Source organism: Hyphomonas sediminis (genome assembly GCF_019679475.1).
Taxonomy (GTDB): domain Bacteria; phylum Pseudomonadota; class Alphaproteobacteria; order Caulobacterales; family Hyphomonadaceae; genus Hyphomonas; species Hyphomonas sediminis.
Genome location: NZ_JAIEZP010000001.1, coordinates 3,242,923 through 3,260,653 on the forward strand (window position 1 = coordinate 3,242,923; position 17,731 = coordinate 3,260,653).

At 59.2% G+C, this 17,731-nt stretch carries 19 protein-coding genes; 10 read left to right on the forward strand and 9 right to left on the reverse strand.

All coding sequences use genetic code 11. The features are described 5' to 3' along the window. The first annotated feature begins 6 nt into the window (after window positions 1–6). Genes K1X12_RS15590 through rnhA form a run of 3 tightly spaced genes read left to right on the forward strand, consistent with a single transcriptional unit; the run spans window position 7 to window position 2,073 of the window. Complete coding sequence (locus tag K1X12_RS15590) at window positions 7–993, forward strand: homoserine kinase (protein WP_220988526.1); 987 nt, start codon at window positions 7–9, stop codon at window positions 991–993. Next, window positions 990–1,580 carry a hypothetical protein gene (locus tag K1X12_RS15595; protein ID WP_220988527.1) on the forward strand — a complete coding sequence of 197 codons (591 nt, stop codon included), beginning with the start codon at window positions 990–992 and terminating at the stop codon, window positions 1,578–1,580. Before K1X12_RS15590 ends, K1X12_RS15595 begins: the two co-directional genes overlap by 4 nt. 43 nt (window positions 1,581–1,623) lie before the next feature. Next, window positions 1,624–2,073 (forward strand): ribonuclease HI, encoded by a 450-nt coding sequence (gene rnhA / locus K1X12_RS15600; RefSeq protein WP_220988528.1) that lies wholly within the window; start codon window positions 1,624–1,626, stop codon window positions 2,071–2,073. Window positions 2,074–2,165: 92 nt separating this feature from the next. Here the strand turns inward: rnhA and ctrA are convergent, their stop codons facing one another. The 3 genes from ctrA to K1X12_RS15615 form a co-directional block, all read right to left on the reverse strand. Beyond that, window positions 2,166–2,879, reverse strand: coding sequence for a response regulator transcription factor CtrA (ctrA, locus tag K1X12_RS15605; protein ID WP_220988529.1), 714 nt, complete (start codon window positions 2,877–2,879; stop codon window positions 2,166–2,168). Window positions 2,880–3,013: 134 nt separating this feature from the next. Continuing rightward, on the reverse strand, window positions 3,014–3,850 hold the full coding sequence (locus K1X12_RS15610; RefSeq protein ID WP_220988530.1) for a nucleotide-binding protein: 837 nt from the start codon (window positions 3,848–3,850) through the stop codon (window positions 3,014–3,016). A gap of 3 nt (window positions 3,851–3,853) precedes the next feature. After that, complete coding sequence (locus K1X12_RS15615; RefSeq protein WP_225908006.1) at window positions 3,854–4,861, reverse strand: flagellar biosynthesis protein FlhF; 1,008 nt, start codon at window positions 4,859–4,861, stop codon at window positions 3,854–3,856. 240 nt (window positions 4,862–5,101) lie between these two features. Between K1X12_RS15615 and K1X12_RS15620 the strand changes: the two genes are divergently transcribed. The 6 genes from K1X12_RS15620 (at window position 5,102) to K1X12_RS15645 (ending at window position 11,062) form a co-directional block, all read left to right on the forward strand. Continuing rightward, window positions 5,102–5,503: a hypothetical protein gene (locus tag K1X12_RS15620; RefSeq protein WP_220988531.1), complete on the forward strand. Its 402-nt coding sequence runs from the start codon at window positions 5,102–5,104 to the stop codon at window positions 5,501–5,503. Window positions 5,504–5,528: 25 nt separating this feature from the next. Beyond that, window positions 5,529–6,449 carry a pseudouridine synthase gene (locus K1X12_RS15625; RefSeq protein WP_220988532.1) on the forward strand — a complete coding sequence of 307 codons (921 nt, stop codon included), beginning with the start codon at window positions 5,529–5,531 and terminating at the stop codon, window positions 6,447–6,449. A 91-nt stretch (window positions 6,450–6,540) separates the two neighbouring features. Further along, the gene (locus tag K1X12_RS15630) at window positions 6,541–7,818 is read left to right on the forward strand and encodes a cytochrome P450 (RefSeq protein ID WP_225908170.1); all 1,278 of its coding nucleotides are present in this window, start codon (window positions 6,541–6,543) and stop codon (window positions 7,816–7,818) included. Window positions 7,819–7,898: 80 nt separating this feature from the next. Continuing rightward, window positions 7,899–9,230, forward strand: coding sequence for a cytochrome P450 (locus tag K1X12_RS15635; RefSeq protein WP_220988534.1), 1,332 nt, complete (start codon window positions 7,899–7,901; stop codon window positions 9,228–9,230). Beyond that, window positions 9,227–9,970 carry an enoyl-CoA hydratase/isomerase family protein gene (locus K1X12_RS15640; protein ID WP_220988535.1) on the forward strand — a complete coding sequence of 248 codons (744 nt, stop codon included), beginning with the start codon at window positions 9,227–9,229 and terminating at the stop codon, window positions 9,968–9,970. Before K1X12_RS15635 ends, K1X12_RS15640 begins: the two co-directional genes overlap by 4 nt. A gap of 21 nt (window positions 9,971–9,991) precedes the next feature. Then, window positions 9,992–11,062, forward strand: coding sequence for a DUF2855 family protein (locus tag K1X12_RS15645; RefSeq protein WP_220988536.1), 1,071 nt, complete (start codon window positions 9,992–9,994; stop codon window positions 11,060–11,062). Window positions 11,063–11,065: 3 nt separating this feature from the next. On the opposite strand, the gene K1X12_RS15650 is transcribed toward K1X12_RS15645, so the two are convergent. The 6 genes from K1X12_RS15650 to K1X12_RS15675 form a co-directional block, all read right to left on the reverse strand. Continuing rightward, the gene (locus K1X12_RS15650) at window positions 11,066–11,923 is read right to left on the reverse strand and encodes an OmpA family protein (protein ID WP_220988537.1); all 858 of its coding nucleotides are present in this window, start codon (window positions 11,921–11,923) and stop codon (window positions 11,066–11,068) included. Window positions 11,924–12,037: 114 nt separating this feature from the next. Further along, entirely contained in the window at window positions 12,038–13,315 is a 1,278-nt protein-coding gene (locus tag K1X12_RS15655) for a metal-dependent hydrolase family protein (protein WP_220988538.1), read from the reverse strand. Between the two features lie 71 nt (window positions 13,316–13,386). Continuing rightward, window positions 13,387–13,734, reverse strand: a complete 348-nt coding sequence (locus K1X12_RS15660) for an MmcQ/YjbR family DNA-binding protein (protein WP_220988539.1) — start codon at window positions 13,732–13,734, stop codon at window positions 13,387–13,389. Beyond that, window positions 13,731–14,639, reverse strand: coding sequence for a hotdog family protein (locus K1X12_RS15665; protein ID WP_220988540.1), 909 nt, complete (start codon window positions 14,637–14,639; stop codon window positions 13,731–13,733). Before K1X12_RS15665 ends, K1X12_RS15660 begins: the two co-directional genes overlap by 4 nt. 53 nt (window positions 14,640–14,692) lie before the next feature. Next, complete coding sequence (locus tag K1X12_RS15670) at window positions 14,693–15,853, reverse strand: MFS transporter (protein WP_225908007.1); 1,161 nt, start codon at window positions 15,851–15,853, stop codon at window positions 14,693–14,695. A 68-nt stretch (window positions 15,854–15,921) separates the two neighbouring features. Beyond that, on the reverse strand, window positions 15,922–17,010 hold the full coding sequence (locus K1X12_RS15675; RefSeq protein WP_220988541.1) for a phosphotransferase family protein: 1,089 nt from the start codon (window positions 17,008–17,010) through the stop codon (window positions 15,922–15,924). Between the two features lie 102 nt (window positions 17,011–17,112). On the opposite strand from K1X12_RS15675, the gene K1X12_RS15680 reads away from it, so the two are divergent. Next, entirely contained in the window at window positions 17,113–17,712 is a 600-nt protein-coding gene (locus tag K1X12_RS15680; RefSeq protein ID WP_220988542.1) for a murein L,D-transpeptidase catalytic domain-containing protein, read from the forward strand. The last annotated feature ends 19 nt before the right edge of the window (window positions 17,713–17,731 follow it).

Consider the following 17,731-nt stretch of genomic DNA (forward strand, 5'->3'; position numbering starts at 1 on the left):
CCGCCTATGGCGGTATACACACAGGTTTCTGACGAAGCGCTCGCAAGCTTCCTCGCCGAGTATGATCTCGGCGAGGCGCTGGCATTCAAGGGCATTGCCGAAGGCGTAGAGAACTCGAACTATTATCTCGAGACGCGCAAGGGCCGGTACATTCTCACCCTGTTTGAAAAGCGGGTGAACGCGGCGGACCTGCCGTATTTCATCGGTCTAAAGCAGCACCTCTCGGCGCAGGGTTTCCCGTGTCCGCAGCCGGTGATGGGGCGCGACGGCGAAACGCTGCGCACGCTGGAAGGCCGCCCGGCGGTGATCGTCACCTTCCTCGAAGGTCTGTCACCCAAGCGCCCAAACGCAAAGCAGTGCCGTTCGCTCGGCGAAGGCCTCGCCCGGATGCATCTGGCGCTGGCCGGCTTTGACGGACAGCGGGCAAACGCGCTTGGCCCCTCGGCCTGGGGGCGCATGTGGGGAGGCCGTGCGGCAGACGCGGACGCGCTCACGCCCGGCCTCTCGCAGGAAGTGAATGCCTGTTTCGAGCGGATCAATGCGGCCCGCGCCTTTGCCGGAGAGCTTCCGCGCGGCACGATCCATGCCGACCTTTTCCCCGACAACGCCTTTTTCCTGGGCGACACGTTCACCGGCGCGATCGACTTCTATTTCGCCTGCACAGACGCCCTCGCCTATGACCTCGCCGTATGCCTGAACTCCTGGGCATTCGAGGAGGGCAACGCGACCGATGCTTCGCGCCTGGAATACAATTTTTCCAAGGGGGCGGCGCTGATTGCAGGCTACCAGTCCATTCGCCCGCTGGAGGCCGCGGAACTGGCCGCGCTGCCCGCACTCTGCCTCGGTTCGGCGATGCGTTTCTTCCTGACGCGGCTAGCGGACTGGTCCTCTACGCCGGCCGGTGCCCTCGTCCGGCCCAAAAACCCCCTTGAATACGCCGCCCGGCTGGCTTTCCATCGCAAGATGGAAACCGCCGAAGGCTATGGGGCATGACCGTCCGCACTGCTGCAGACCCTCCTCTTCCTGAGCTAGCGCCACAGAGCGAGCTGCCCGCTTATGCGATGGCAGCACGCCCGCACCGTGTGAAACGGGTGAAGCTGGCGCTGTTCCTTTCCTCTCTGGCCGCCTGCGCGGGCGTGGCCATCATCGGCTTTCTGGTAATAGCGGCCGGCTTCATAGCCCTGGGCATTGCGGGCCGAAGTGGCGACTTTGCCATCAGCAACAATGATTTTGGCAGCGGCGTGCTGCTGGCCGCGCAGCTTTCGGCAATGAATTTTGTGCTGTTCTTCGTAACGGTTCCGGCCGCTGCGCTGGCCCTTGGCCTTTCCATTGCGCGCTTCCCCGGCCGGGGCATCGCGGGCGTAAAACCCTATCTGCGCTGGGGCGCGATATGGGGCGCCATTCTGGTCGGGGGAACGACGTGTCTGTTCGGCCTGTTCGGCGGGGCTGCCTCTGCTGCCGGTGCCCTCATCTGCGGGGCGGCCATCGGCGGATTGGCGGGCTCCTTCTGCGGCTTCCTCTTCCACGCCATCGTGCAGCCCGCGCGCCAGCTGACGGAATTGGATGTGAGTGTCTTCTGATCCCGGCTTGACGCGGCCAGCAAAGCCCCGCACCCCGCCTGCCATGACTGATGATATCATTGAAATCTGGACCGATGGCGCTTGCAGCGGAAATCCCGGCCCCGGCGGCTGGGGCGCGCTGATCCGCTGGAACGGGCACGAGAAAGAGCTTTATGGCGGCGATCCGGCCACTACGAACAACCGCATGGAAATGATGGCGGTGGTCGAGGCGCTGAACGCGCTGAAGCGGCCCTCCAAGATCACCCTGCATGTGGATTCAACCTATGTGAAGGACGGCCTGACCAAGTGGATCAAGGGCTGGAAGCGCAATGGCTGGAAAACCGCCAGCAAGCAGCCTGTGAAAAATCAGGAGCTCTGGATGGCGATGGATGAGGCCTGCAAGCGCCACGACATCACCTGGAAATGGGTGAAGGGCCATAATGGCGACGAAGGCAACGAGCGCGCCGATGCGCTGGCCCGCCTGGGCACGGAAGAAGCCCGCGGCCGGAAATAATCCGCCGCCTGACATGCAGACCGTAAAATGCCAAAACGCCCGGAGAGCAGCACTCTCCGGGCGTTTGATTTTTTTCAGACGATGTCAGACGCTCAGGCGGCTTCTTCGATCTCGCCGGTCTTTTGGCTCGGACGCGGATCACGGAGCACATATCCACGGCCCCAGACGGTCTCGATGTAGTGGTTGCCGCCGGTGGCCTGCTGCAGTTTTTTGCGCAGCTTACAGATGAAGACGTCGATGATCTTCAGTTCCGGCTCGTCCAGACCGCCATAGAGGTGGTTGAGGAACATTTCCTTGGTCAGCGTGGTGCCCTTGCGCAGCGAGAGCAGCTCGAACATCGCATACTCTTTGCCGGTCAGGTGAACGCGCTCGCCTTCCACTTCAACCGTTTTTGCGTCGAGGTTTACAACGATCTCACCCGTGCGGATCACGCTTTCAGCATGGCCTTTGGAGCGGCGCACGATGGCAGTGATACGGGCGATCAGCTCGTCCTTGTTGAACGGCTTGGTGAGATAGTCGTCAGCGCCGTAGCCGAGCGTTTTCACCTTCGCTTCGATGTCCGGGTTGCCCGAGAGGATCATCACAGGCGTGTTCACGCGGCTCATCCGGAGCTGCTTGAGAACTTCAAAACCGGTAATATCCGGCAGTGACAGATCCAGAAGGATCATGTCGAATTCATAGACCTTACCGATGTCAACGCCATCTTCCCCCAGGTCTGTGAGGTATACATTGAAGCCAGCGGCTTTGAGCATCAGCTCGATCGAGCGAGCCAGAGCCCGGTCATCTTCAATTAGCAGGACGCGCATCGCTCGTCTCCCGAATCATCTTAAGGTCAGTCGTACCCGGTTTGGTTAACAATGTGAATCCTAACGCAGCTTTATTAACAGGTATTAAAAAAGCGTTGGACCACAGATGAAATGATTCACTTTCCCTGAACGGATCAGTTGCCAAGCTCAGCTTGAGCCTGCCCCATGACAACTTGCGCGACGGCAAGAACGTCCTGAACAGGCTGAGCCTGGGAATCAATCGACATCAGCGTCTTCTGGCAGCGGATGGCGTCTCTTACCTTCGGGTCGCGCATCACCGTTCCGGCAAGACGCGGCCTGAAGCCTAGGAAAGTCTGACAGGCACGAGCGATCGCTTCGTAGGTCCGTTGACCTGCGGCGCGGGTGTCAGCCTGGTTGATACAAATGACCGGCTCCACCGAAGGTGCGTACCCACGCAGCACCTTGATGAATGCGTAAGCGTCCGTCATCGACGCCGGGTCATCCGTAATCACGATCAGCGCCTTATCGCCCGAGCGGGCAAGACGCATACAGTTCGCCTCGATGCCTGCACCGAGATCGATAACCACGTGATCATATTGTAGCGCAAGCGCCGAGAGGCCGGCGGCCAGGCGAGCGACTTCCTCGGTCGGCAGTTCGGCAAGCGCGCCAGAACCAGAACGGCCCGGCAGCACATCGAACCCGCCATGTCCTGCACCGCCATCAACCGGGGTCACTGCGTCTTCCAGCTCAACCCAGCCAGCGACGACTGCAGCAAGATCTGTCTCCGGCGCGATGCCAAGCTGCACGTCGACGTTGGCCAAGCCCAGGTCACCATCAACGAGCAGCACTCGGCGCCCGGACTGCGCCAGTGATGAGGCCAGAGAAATAGACACGAATGTCTTGCCGACCCCGCCCTTGCCGCTAGCAACGGTGATGATGGAAGCCGGAGTCACCCGCGGAGGGGGGCGAACAGCGGGCCGGTCCTGCGATCTGCGAAGTGCAAAGCTCATGGATCAGGCAGCTCCTTTAAGGGCAATTACATCGCCGCGGGCGTCTTCCATGAGAAGCGCCGCCAGGCGCGAAGGCGCGGCCGGAACGAGGCCTCCTCCGATGAAGGGGGTGATTGCCAGATGCGAGAAAGCGATACCCGAGGAAGTCAGAGCCGCGATGGCCCCGCCCCGGCGCCGAACGACGTCCAACTTGGTAAGGATAGCGCGGCGGACCCCAGCGCGATGAAACGCGCGGGCAGATTCAGCAAGATCGTCCGGGTGCCCCTCCGCAGAAAGTACAAGCACCGGTTCTGCGCGAATAGCGGCAACAAGATCACCGAGGCTGGCGAGATCATCGCCTTCGAACGGATTGATCGCCGGAAGATCGATCACGCAGCGGCGGCTCTCCTTGCGCAGTGAGCGCAGCTCGGAAAACAACGTATCCGGCGTCTCAGCGATACGAATTTGATCCCGCTCGCGCTCGAGATAAGCAGCCAGCTGCTCACCAGCAGCAGACCCATCAAGGTCGGCTGCAAGCGGCGTGATCTCAGTGCGCGCAACCGATGCGCGACGGGTAAGCTTGGCGGCAGTGGATGTGCGGCCATGTCCGGGCGGGCCGACCAGCAGGATGTCGCGGTCGAGGCGCGCCGGGATTGGGTCACATGTCACGAGGCGAGAAAGCCCCTCAGCCATCGCCTCTTCCGGCGTCGTAAATTCACCCGGGCGGCGGCCAGCGCCTTCATTCGCAACCCGTTCTGCGAAGCGCTGCGGGGCACCATGCCAGAGCAGCGCATCCCGGACGCGCGCGAAGAGCGGATTGTCCACACCCCGCCCATGGCCCAGGCTGCGATCGCGCAGGAAAACGGGTTCGTTTCCGATTGCCGAAGCGCCCTTGCGGTCGGTGGCCGCACGCACTTCGACGCCGCCGTCCACTTCGCGTTCGGACAGAATGACCGCATCCTCGCCCATCTCCGCAAAGATCATCGCCTTGGCAGCTTCCATCGATTCTGCGGCGAACATCTTCATGCGCATGGGCGTCGTGTCCTTGAAGCTACGCTTGTGCGGCAGGGATTTGAGTGATTCTCAGGGGCGCCGCTGAACTCAGGACGATCAAGCCGCCCAAAGGTTAATTTTTTCCGAAATTGCGTTAGGGTTTACAGGAAATTCAGCAAACATCCCCAGCTTCCATCGTAGCCAGGACGCGTTTCGCCTGCCCCCTCGCCAGCCGGCGGCTGTGCTCTAGTTTACCGGACACGAATGGAGATGACCGCCATGCCGATCACAGAGATCCTTGCTATTCTGGGACTTGGCGCCGGAGCGGCCATGGGCATGGGGGCTCTCTGCGCACCGGAATGGGCCGCCGGCGTGGTCCGCTTGAAGGCCGATCCTAAAAAAGGCGGCGGGTATTCAGAGTTCCGTGCGACGTATGGTGGCCTGCTGCTAATGTTGCACGCCGTCGCCCTTGTGATCGTCCTGATCACGCCGCCCGCCGGCTCCGCGCTGGTTGTCCTGCCGATCGCGCTCGCGTGGCTGGGAGCAGCGTTCGGACGGTGCGTGGCGCTGCTGTTTGATCGCCAAAGGCTCGGAAATGCCCGGATCATCCCCATCTGGATGGCAACCGAAGTGGCGCTAAGCCTTGCTATTGCCGCGCCAGTCCTGCAATTCCTTCCCTGATATCACTCTGGAGAAAGTAGTCACCATGACGGAGCGTCGAGAGACGGGCCGCCCGCGCCGGAAACCTTCCGGCCCGAAACGCGCCCCCCAATCCCGCAAGCCTTCCGCCGCCCCCACTCCGAAGGACTGGAGCGAGGGCGAACGCATCGCAAAATACCTGGCCCGCGCTGGCATTGCTTCGCGCCGTGAGGTCGAGCGCTTGATCGAAGCAGGTGAGGTGACGGTCAATGGCCAGAAACTGACCTCGCCGGCCTTCAAGGTCACCGGGAAGGAGCTGATCAAGGTCGGCAGACGGACGGTTAAAGCGCCGGACGCGACGCGTCTCTGGCGCTATCACAAACCTTCTGGCCTCATCACGACCACGAACGATCCGGCGGGCCGCCGTACGATATTTGACGAACTTCCAAAATCGCTGCCGCGTGTCGTCACCGTCGGACGGCTCGACCTGACAACCGAAGGCCTGCTGCTGCTGACGAATGATGGCGAACTCGCCCGGTTCCTGGAACTGCCCAATACCGGGCTGGAACGCACCTATCGCGTGCGCGCCAAGGGAACAGTTACTCAGCTAAAGATCGATGAACTGGCCAGTGGCATCACAGTCGAGGGCGTAAAGTATCAGCCCATCAAAGCGGTGTTCGATCGCGAACTCGGCGCCAACTCCTGGCTGACAGTGACCCTTACCGAGGGAAAGAACCGCGAAGTCCGCAAGGCTCTGGAGTCTGTCGGGCTGACCGTGAACCGCCTGATCCGGGTCAGCTACGGCCCGTTTGTGCTGGACGAGCTGAAACCCGGCCAAGTCGAGGAGATCCCCGGCGAGCTGATGAGCGCTGCATTGGCGGAGCTCGGACATGAGGTCAGCGTGGTGGTTGAGAAGCCGTCCCCTGCCCCAAAGTCACGCCTTGGCAGGCAAGCCCCTTCCGGTAGAGTGAGGCGCAAGCGGTCGTAGACGCCGCGCGCCTTGCTCTGGAGGAAATTCGATGTCCGATTCGGCTGTGCTGGCGGTTCCGCCGGACACAAAGAAAGATCCTGCGCGCGCGATGAGTGCGGCGGCGGCGGCGACCTGTGATCAAATCGTGACACCAGCGGTCTATGCAGATCAATCCACGTTGGATGCTGCGTTCAAACGCCTGCGCGAGGAGGATCCCCTCGCATGGTGTGAACCCGAAGGCTTCCGCCCCTTCTGGGCTGTAACCAAGCATGCCGACATTATGGAAGTCTCACGCCAAAATCAGCTGTTCACGAACGGTCAACGTGAGATGCTCTCGTATCACGAAGCCGAAAAAGGCGTGTACGCGAAGTTCGGCCAACCGCACCTGCTCAAAACCCTGGTCCAGCTGGACGATCCGCAGCACTATAAACTGCGCCACCTGACCCAGGAATGGTTCATGCCGCAGAATGTAAAGAAGCGGGATGACGCCGTGAAGGCGATCGCCAAGCAATATGTCGACCGGATGGAAGACCTGGGAGGCGAATGCGATTTCCAACGCGATATCGCGTTATATTACCCCCTGCGTGTAATCATGCAGATCCTCGGTGTTCCGGAGTCGGACGAACCGATGATGCTCAAGCTTACACAGGAGATATTCGGCGCACAGGATGAAGACCTGATGCGCGATAAATCGCTCGCCGAAGAACGCGATGTGGAAAAAGGCCTCGCTTCGATTCAAGCGACACTGGCCGAGTTCTTCATGTACTTCACCAACATTACGGCAGACCGTCGCGCCAACGGGAAAGATGATGTCTCCACGGTGATTGCAAACGGCATGATCGATGGCGAACCAATCGGCCAGCTCGAGGCGATGAGTTATTATATCATTGTTGCCGCAGCAGGACACGACACGACCAGCGCATCCACAGGCGGAGGCGTGCTCGCAATGCTGCAGAGCCCCTCCGAGCTGAAGAAGATGATGAACGATCCGAAAGGCATATCGCGCACCGCTGTTGATGAGGCTATCCGTTGGACGACGCCCGTTAAGCACTTCATGCGCACCGCGCAAGACGATTATATGCTCCGTGGGAAGAACATTCTCAAAGGCGAAAGCCTTCTGCTTTGCTATCCCTCCGGAAATCGTGACGAAGAAGTCTTCGACGCCCCCTACTCGTTCCGTGCCGACCGCACGCCAAACAAACTGATTTCCTTTGGCTATGGCGGCCATATGTGTCTTGGGATGCACCTTGCCCGCCTGGAAATGCAGGCCATCTACGAAGAACTCTTCAGCCGAGTTAAATCGATCGAACTTGCCGGAGAGCCTACTTTCATCAAGGCGAACTTCGTCGGCGGCCCAAAATCCATCCCTGTCCGGTATAAATTCTGAGGCCGCTCGGCAGACAATTATTTACGAGGCCGTGCAGTGGATTGAAGCTGGAAGCGGCCCACTCAAACGGGGAAACTTGAATGGTTTTTCAGAACGTCACAGATACATATCAATCCGAAAGCTCACCTAAAGAGCCGCATTTCGGCAAATCGTATTCCCTGCAGCCCCCGGTGGACCTGACGCAACCGACAGTGTTCTCTGATTTTGGCGGATACACGCACGCTGCGTTTGCTGAAATGCGGAACAATGCGCCAGTGATGTGGCATCCGGAGCAACTAGGCACCGGGTTTTGGGCTGTCACGGCCTATGACCTTGTGAAGAAAGTTGAGCTCGCGCCCGAAACATTCTCGTCTCAAAAAGGCGGCATCCTGATGAACTATGGCATGGAGGGTGTTCCGCGCCATCCATTGCTTCACGCTTCGTCGCTCAATTCCCTTATCAATCTCGATCGCCCCTACCATACGCCACTGCGTATGGAGCATATGGCCTATTTCCGCGCCGATTTTGTAGCTGAGCTGAAGAAACGCGTCGATGCAGAGGTAAACCGCCTTCTGGATGGAATGGAGAAACAGGGCCCAGTTGTGGACATGGTTGAGATGTTCTCCGCCGAGCTGCCCCTGTTCACATTGTGCGAAATTCTTGGTGTGCCCCCAGCAGACCGGCCGAAGCTGGTTCATTGGATGCATTTCCTTGAGACCTCGCAATACCAGGCGCAGCAAGAAGGCCTCGGCAACGTCACACCTGAACAGATCATGACGTTCATGGCCGAGATCCAGGCTATGTTCGAGTATGGTCGCTATCTCTTGGAAGAACGTCGGAAAAATCCGCAGCCTGACCTTCTGTCTGCTATCGCGAATGTGGAAATAGATGGCAAGCCGCTCTCGCCTGAGTTCCTCGATGGGTCGTGGCTGCTAATCGTATTCGCTGGCAACGACACAACCAGAAACTCACTCTCCGGCACTATGCGTCTGCTCACGGAGAATGCACATCTGCGCGCACAGTTACAGGAAAAGCCGGAACGTTTTCCGAACTTTGTGAACGAGGCGATCCGCATGGTGACGCCGGTAACCTATATGCGCCGCACCGCTACGCAGGATACCGAACTGGGCGGCCAAAAGATTGCCGCTGGCGAAAAGGTCATCATGTACTATCCAGCGGCGAACCGCGATCCAGAAAAGTTCGCCGATCCAGATACATTTGATATTGACCGCACCAACGCCAGGGAGCATCTCTCCTTTGGTCACGGGCCACATGTCTGCCTGGGCCAGCGGGTCGCCAATATGCAATTGGAATCCGCCTACCGGAATATTCTCGGTCGCTTTCCGAACGTCCGCTGGACAGGCGAGCAGACCATTGCACCCAATAACTTTGTTCACGCAATTTCTTCACTCATATTGGAACTTGGATCATGATAGTTGTTACTCGACAGGACCGCGATGGCCTCGCCATCCTCACGCTCAACAGGCCCGACAAGCTGAACTCCCTGACCGTCGGCGTATTCGAAGAGCTGCGCGCCCATGTGCTCGCGCTCTACAAGGACGATTCCATCGGCTGCGTGGTACTACGCGGCGCCGGGAAGTGCTTTTCGGCCGGCCACGATTTGGCAGACATCGCCGAAGGGGAGAAGGTTCCTTCCCCAGGCTGGCACTCGGAAACACTCCGCCTGCTGGAGCGCCTGCCGAAACCGGTGATCGCGGCGGTTCACGGACATTGCTACACAGGTGCGCTGGAAGTCGCGCTAGCGGCCGATTTCATTCTGGCTGCGGAAAGCGCAAAGTTTGGCGACACGCACGCAAAATGGGCACTCACGCCTATCTGGGGCATGAGCCAGCGCCTGCCCCGCCGCGTGGGCATCGCGACTGCCAAACGCCTGATGTTTACGGCCGAAATGATCAAGGCCGATGAAGCCTTCAGAATTGGGCTTGCCGAAATCATTGTTCCGGATGCTGAATTCGATAGCGCCATCGACGGTCTCGCTCGGCAGATTCTCGCCAACTCTCCGTTCAGCCACGCTGCCAACAAGCGCCTGCTTGAGGCAACGGATGCGCGGGATATGGACAGCGGCCTGCAATGGGAAATACTTAACAATGAGGGCGTAGGCCCGGACATGCAGGCTCGCATCGGCGCATTCATGGGGAAAGGCCGCAGCTGAGTCCGAACAAGGGGACTATGAATGGCTGACTTTCTGATCCGGCGCAGCGATCTGCGTGACACGTTCTGGGCCGACACGCTCTCGGCTCCGCTTGGGCCTGGCAAGGCGCGCCTAAGGGTCGACGCATTCGCGCTGACAGCAAACAACGTTACCTATGCCAGCTTCGGTGAGGCCATGGGTTATTGGAACTTCTTTCCGACAGCCGATCCTGCGTTCGGGCGCGTTCCGGTGTGGGGCTTCGCGACCGTCATGGAATCCAACGCTGACGGCATCGCGCCGGGCGCCCGCGTTTACGGCTACCTGCCAATTTCCAATCATTTCGATGTTCAGCCCATTCGCACAAACGCCAACGGCTTCATGGATGGCGCACCGCATCGCCAGGGCCTTGCGCCAATCTACAACACCTACATCTTCAACTCGGCTGACCCAGGCTACGATCCGGCATTCGAAGCTCAGCAGATGTTGTTCCGCCCCCTGTTTACAACGGGCTGGATGATTGACGACTGCCTGATGGAAACCGGAGCGGAAATTCCTGAAACGGTTGTCATTTCCTCGGCATCCTCAAAGACCGCACTGGCGCTGGCCCATTGCCTGAAACAACGTGGCGCAGTCGAAGCAATTGGACTGACCTCGACCGCAAATAAACACTATGTCGAGAGCACTGGCCTCTACGCCCGCACTGTCACATACGATGATGTGGATGACCTGCATTCGCGCGGACTGACCGCTTATGTAGACTTCCTTGGCCGGCCCACACTTACGGCAGATGTTCATCACGCACTGAAAGACCGTCTGGTGCGCAGTCTGGTAATCGGCGTTACCGATTGGGAGGGCAACCGGACTCCGGTCGACGCTCCTGGCCCGAAACCAGAATTCTTCTTTGTACCAACGTATGCTGCAGAACGGGCAAAAGATCTTGGTGCAGACGAACTAAATGCCCGGATGGGCCGTGCACTCACCGGCTTTTACGCGGCGTCCTCCAAGTATCTGACCCCGGAAAAAGCAGGTGGTCAGTCAGCAATCACACAAGCCTGGACACAGACTCTGGATGCAAAGATACCGCCCTCAACAGGCTTGATTCTCAGCTTCTGATAGTCAGCGGGAAACAATGGTAAACTCGGTCCGGCGGTTGCGGGCGTGCGCCTCAGCCGTCGTCCCTGTGTCGATCGGGCGGCTTTCACCATAGCCGACAGCCTTCAGCGTATCTTCTGGAACGCCTTCGCTCACAAGGTAATCACGGATCGCGTCCGCGCGCTCCTGCGACACACGCATATTGTAATCATCGGCGCCGCGCGTATCTGTGTGTGCGCCAATCTCTACCTCAAAAGCCCTGCAAAGAATGGTGATGCCGCCCAACGCATCAAGCAACGGCAGGCTGACGGGCGAAATATTCGCATTGTTCACGCCAAACTGGATCACACGACCATCCAGAGTCGCATTGAATGCCGACTGGCAGCTCTCAGCAGAGCTAAGTTGCCCCGCAAGCGCCGCAAGCGGCGCGCCGATGCCCTGCTCTCCGCCTTCTACTGAAATTCCGTCGATGATCATCAGGCCTGCAGCCCCAGCGCGCGGATGCCCCTCAATGGCCGCCGACCCGGTCGCAAAGCCCTGCGCCTTGGCGTCCACATCTGGCGCCAAGCCGGTCACGATGGCCACCTGATCGCGCATTACAATGCTAAGCCAGTCGATGCCTGCAGCTTGCAGGCCGCTCTGAATTTCCTGTGCCCAAAGTGCGGGATTATTGGCAGCAAGCTCGGGCGAGGTCGAGCTGACCAGCAGCTTGCCGTCGCGCATCTCGTACATGCCGTCCGCAAGCGGCACACATTCGTCGCCGTTCACCACCTCAGAAGCCGACAGTCCAACAGCGGGCTTGGCGGAGGGCGAAGGGCCCTCTCCACAGGCCGTCAACGCCAGAAACGCAGTGGATACGAGCAAGCAGGGGCGGATAGCCATGACTTTCCTCTTTAATGGCCGGCACCAGCAATGCCGGAATTGACCATTCAAATTGCATAAGCAGGCAGGCCTGCGCCGTCAAAGCAATGGCCTCACCTTGCCCACCCCTGCAAATTACTTGCCGGATTTGTAGACGTTGCCGTCCTTCATAACGAAGTCGACACTCTCCAGTTCCCTGATGTCCTTCAGCGGATCGCCGTCGACTGCAATAATATCTGCATACTTTCCGGGCTCCAGGGTCCCCACGGATTTATCCATTTCAAGATGCTGCGAAGCTACCACCGTCGCCGCACGGATAGCCTCCTCCGGCGTGAAACCGGCTTCCACCATCAAAGCAAACTCTTTCGCGTTTTCGCCATGCTTGGAAACGCCAGTATCCGTCCCGAACGCGACATTCACGCCGCCCTCGTGCGCCCGCCTCAACATGTCGAGCATCAATGGGCCGACTTGTGCCGCCTTGATCCGCGAAGCTGGCGGCAGCCATGGCTCATTCGTCCAGCCAGTGACGGTCGCCCCGGCAAGCACAGTTGGTACAAGTGTTGCGCCATTCTCCTTGAACAGTGCAATCGTTTCATCGTCGAGATAGGTCCCATGTTCGATGGAATCGACGCCTGCCCGCAATGCGGCATCCACCCCGCCTTTGCCATGCGCGTGCGCGGTGACCTGGCGTCCCATCGCATGTGCCGCTTCAACGATTGCTTTTAGTTCTTCGTCGGAAAACTGCTGCTCAAGGCCGGCCGACGTATTCGACAAGACGCCACCTGTTGCCGTGATCTTGATAACATCAGCACCTTCCTTGATCTGTTGGCGTACAGCGCGACGGCAATCATCTGCGCCGTTGCAAATCGAAGATCCGGTAAACGCGGCCATCACCTGCGCCGAATAGCCGTTGATATCCCCATGGCCGCCGGTGACCGCAACTGAAGCGCCCGATGCGCGGATACGTGGACCTGGAACGGCGCCGCGCGCAATCGCATCCCTCAGTCCGAAGATCGCATCGTTTGACGCGCCAACGTCCTGCACTGTCGTAAAGCCGGCCTCCAGCGTCTTCAGAGCGTAGGCGGCGCCATCGAAGGCAGTATCGACATCGGAGTTTTCAAACCCCTTGATGCGATCCCCTGGCCCGTTCTGGCTGGTGATGTGCACATGGCTGTCAATAAGTCCCGGCAGTACATAAGCATTGCGGAGATTGATGACTTCATAGTCCTTCGGCTTGGAAAAGCCCGACGTGATCGAGACGATTTTGCCATCCTCGACCAGGATCGTTTGCCGCGCGAGGTATCCCTCGCCGGGTTTTGCGAGCACATAGCCAGCATGGATGATGGCGTCCTCTGCCACCGCTGGCCCAACTACCATCAGCGCGCCAACAGCCGCTGCCAAAGTCCTTCTCATGGGTATTCCCTCCCAACAATTGCCGACACGCTAGCGCCTTGCGCTATGTTTACAACGCCTTCCGCAGTCGATCAGCCATCAAAAGGTAGCAACGCAGCCTGAGCCTTCCGCGTCAAGCCAGCACGAACGATGGAATACGCTTGTCTCAGCCGCTGACACAGTTCGTTATCCGGCATGGCGCCCTCCGCAACCTGCACCCATCTGGCTCGCGCAAGATAAGGCGCCGGCTGCGCAATGCTCGCCTCAGTCAACATCAGGAACGCCTCTTCGCTGCATTTGAACGAGATGCGTGAGCAGGCGCTGTCCGTCACGGCGAACATCTTGCCGCTGATCTTATAAACCTGATCATCGCCCCATTGCCTGACGAACACCGCACCCGGAAGAGAAAGGCAGTATTCCCGCAAATGGTCGGGCGTCATGCAAGTCGCTCTTTGGGATAATGTGGATAGCTCGCTTTCATGACGCCATGGTTTAGCAGCATCTCCGCCACTTGTTTCTGACCTGACGCGTCGAATATGCGCGTGCGAATCCAGTAGTTTTCTACTCGGCGCGATTCTGAAAGCGCAACAACTTCACGGCGAAGCACATACTCTTCACCAACAAGTAGCGGCCCCTCAATCATCCGGATTTCAAGATCTGCGAAAAGGCCGATGCTTGGATGCTTCACTGGAAACCGCGCAGTGTTCGCCGTATAGTTCGCCAGCACACTGACCATTTCCAACGGAATGACGGGGTTACCCCAGGCAGACGCAGTCGCATCCGAATACATCGGATCGTTCTCAGTGATTACATTCAGCTTTTCTGCGAGCGAGAACGGGTACAGGTCACCCATATGTTGATCCGGCCCCATAACAACCCGCTCCTCCGCAGCGCCCGCGAGGCCGACCCTCATATCCGCAAGGATCACGAGATCGTTTGCGGGACGCAACGCATTCATTCGCCCTTCCAGCAGAGTTTCGCCATGGTCAGGCCCCAGTGACGCGCTCGCCTCTAGAACTGGGGTTCCGTCTTCCTTGAAGGCCCGCGCCAGCGTGCGTGTTGCGCCCGGCGCTGGCCGGTCCACTTCAGCACGCACCTTCTCACCATCGAACACCATGTTGAGGAAGTGGCAGGAAAAGCAACCGCGCTCAAACCAGTCTTTGCCCCAGGCTTCCGCCAGCAGCGGCACGAATTGCTGGAAGTGTGTCGGCCCCTCGATCGGTCCGGCCTTGATGCCCAAGCGCGCGGCCTCTGCGTCGTCGTGCAGGGATTTGTGGCCACCATATTTCTGTTCGGTAAGCATGTTCACAGGGCTGCGCAGCGGGCCTTTGAGAATGTCGGTCATGGTGCCTCCAGTTTTGCGAGAACTCTGCCATCTGGGCGGCGGCGCGTCACGCCCTAGCGGGACACGGTCTTTGGACCGAACTGCATAGCCAGGAAGGACAACGTCACGATGAGGGACGACAATGCCAGCGTGAGCATGGATGTGCCATGCCAGCCAGAGTGCTCATAAACATAAGTTGCCGCCCAACTTGCAACGCCGCCTCCGATAAACATCAATGCGATGTAAGCAGTCATCAGGCGGGTGCGCACGCCCGGGGGCTTGCTCAGGAAGGTCATGCGCCCGGTCACGTCAATGAGCGGTCCCACAACATTCATCATGAGGATGGGGATCATCAACAGCCACAAGCTATGGCCGAAAAATCCAAGCAGGCTCACTGCAGAAAACTGAACGAGAGAAATCAGGAATCGCGCCTTGCGCGGGCCAATCCTGTCTGCCCATGCGCCCAGACGCGTGGTCGTGAACAGATTGAGCAAGGCAAAGGCGGCCAGGTATCCCACTGTATCGGCGCCATAGCCCATTTCTGGCGATGTCAGGTGCAGTCCCAACCCCAACCAGACTGACAGGAAGATACCGAACCCGAGCCCCTGTATCGTCGCGGACAATAGCACCTCGGGGTGTTGCCGAACGACCGAAATGACCGACAGCACAAGAGAGAGATGGCTTTGAACCGGCTGGCTCGCGTCCGACTTTTCCCGTTCATCCATGATCCGTGGCAAGAGCAATGTGATCACCAGCATAACGGTAGCCGCGCCATAATAGACTGTCCGCCACCCCAAATGCTCGCCGACCCAACCAGCGCCCACCCGCGCAATCAGGATGCCCGCGATAACGCCGGTCGCCAGCGTCGCTGTCACCTGCCCCAATCGACCAGGTTCCGCGCGCTTGGACGCATATGCCGGTAACAGGTAAGGCGTGATCGTGGAAAAGCCCAGAAAGGTCGAGCCCGCCACAAACACTCGGAAATCGCTCGCCAACGCCATGACGATCAATCCCAGCAACTGTCCAACCGCGAACACGGTCGCCAGCCGACGGTTACTGAACCGGTCGCCCAACGGCAACAGGATCAGAATACCGAGCGCCAGCGCAATCTGGTTCAGCGCAGGCACAAGCCCGATCTCAGAAGGAGACACGCCGAAGTCCTTAGCGACCAGCGCAATAATCGGATGGATGTAGTAGGCGTTCGCCGTGACAACAGCGCTCGCCAGCGCGAGCAACCAGAGGTCTCGGCGAGTCAGCAGCCGCCGGCCACCCTCAGGCGCCGGCGGACTGGAAGGCTCTGCGCTCACCCCGGCATGCCGGCGCGGCGCGCATACTCATAAGCAAACTTCGCCAGTGGCACGACGCGCGCTGCGTTCGATTCCGCGTTGGCGCTGTTGGCCGTACCGTCCCGCACGCGGCCGACGATGCCCTGCAGGATGCCAGCGAGCCGGAAAGCGTTATAGGAGAAGTAGTAGTCGAGTTCCGGCAGACTTTTGCGGCCTGTATGCTCGCAATAGAGACCGACATACTCCTCCATCGTCGGAATGCCCCAGGCCTTCAGGTCCGGGATTGCCATGATGGAGCCGCGTGCAGAATCGCCTGGCGGCATCACCCAGTTCATCAGGTGGTAGGAGAAGTCCGCAATCGGATCGCCCAGCGTCGACAGCTCCCAATCAAGCACTGCTATGACCCTAGGTTCGGTAGGGTGCAGGACCATGTTGTCGAGGCGATAGTCGCCATGCACGATCGTAGTTGTCTCGCCGGGCGGAATGTTCGCAGGCAGCCATTCGATCAGCTTTTCCATCTCTGGAATGTTGATCGTTTCCGAAGCCTTGTATTGCTTCGTCCAGCGATGGATCTGGCGGGCTATATAGTCGCCTTCCTTACCGAAGCCTTCCAGCCCAGCCTTCTTCCAGTCAACATTATGCAGATCGGCGAAGGTCTTGACCTTGGCTTCATAAATCGTGCGGCGTTCAGCTGGTGTACTTTCGGGCAGCGTACCGTCCCAAAGGATGCGGCCTTCCACGCAATCCATCACATAGAACATGGTCCCTGTGACGCTCTCATCGAGACAAAGGCCATAGGGACGCGCCACCGGGTAACCCAGCGGATAGAGGGCATTTATAATCGTGAACTCACGGTCGACGGCGTGTGCACTGGGCAGCAGCTTGCCTGGTGGCTTCCGGCGCATCACGTATTTTTTCTTCGGCGTGATCAGCTGGTAGGTCGGGTTTGATTGGCCACCTTTGAATTGGCGAACAACCAGTGGGCCTTCATAACCTTCGACATTCTCCTGCATCCAGGCTGCGAGTTTCGTTTCATCGAAACGATGCGACTCGGCCACTTCCTTGGTGCCGGAATAAAGTTCCTGCGCGGTATCGCCCTCTGACATTTTCTCTCTCTCAATTCTGCCGGAATTTGGCCGTTACCATACAAACACCGGTCGGGACGCCAAGCCCTGCCGCGACGTCGCAGACACTACGAGGACGCAAGAATGAGCGCTGCCAGATTTGCTTTCGCCCTCATCCTGCTGGCATTTTCGTGCGTAGACGGCAGGGCGACCGCTCTGGATCTCGACCCGAGCCATCAGGTCAGGCCCAGCTTCCTGAGCGCTGCGCTGGCCGCCGCCGAGATTATCGCGCCGGAGAACGCGACAACCGGCAAGCTGGTCGTCGTCGACTACAGCCTTCACTCCAGCAAGGAACGACTATTCGTCCTGGATCTGGAGACCGGCGCTGTAAGCGGATATCGGGTCTCCCACGGGCTCGGCTCAGACCCCGACCATGATGGCTATCTGGACAGTTTCTCCAGCATCCCCGGCTCACAGGCTAGCCCGGAAGGCGTGCTGCGGATGGCCGAGGAATACACTGGCAAGCATGGCCGATCGATACGTCTTGATGGGCTCGAAAAAGGCAACCGCACGGCGCGCTCGCGCGCCATAGTGATCCACGCCGCCAGCTATGCCGAGCCCGGCCATCTCACCCGCTACGGCAAACTCGGGCGCTCCAATGGTTGCATCGTCTTCTCACAGGCCGATCTGGAGCGCTTCCTCGCCGAAGTCCCGGAAGGAACGCTGATCTTCGTGGGAAAGTAACGCCGCCTATTTCACTTGA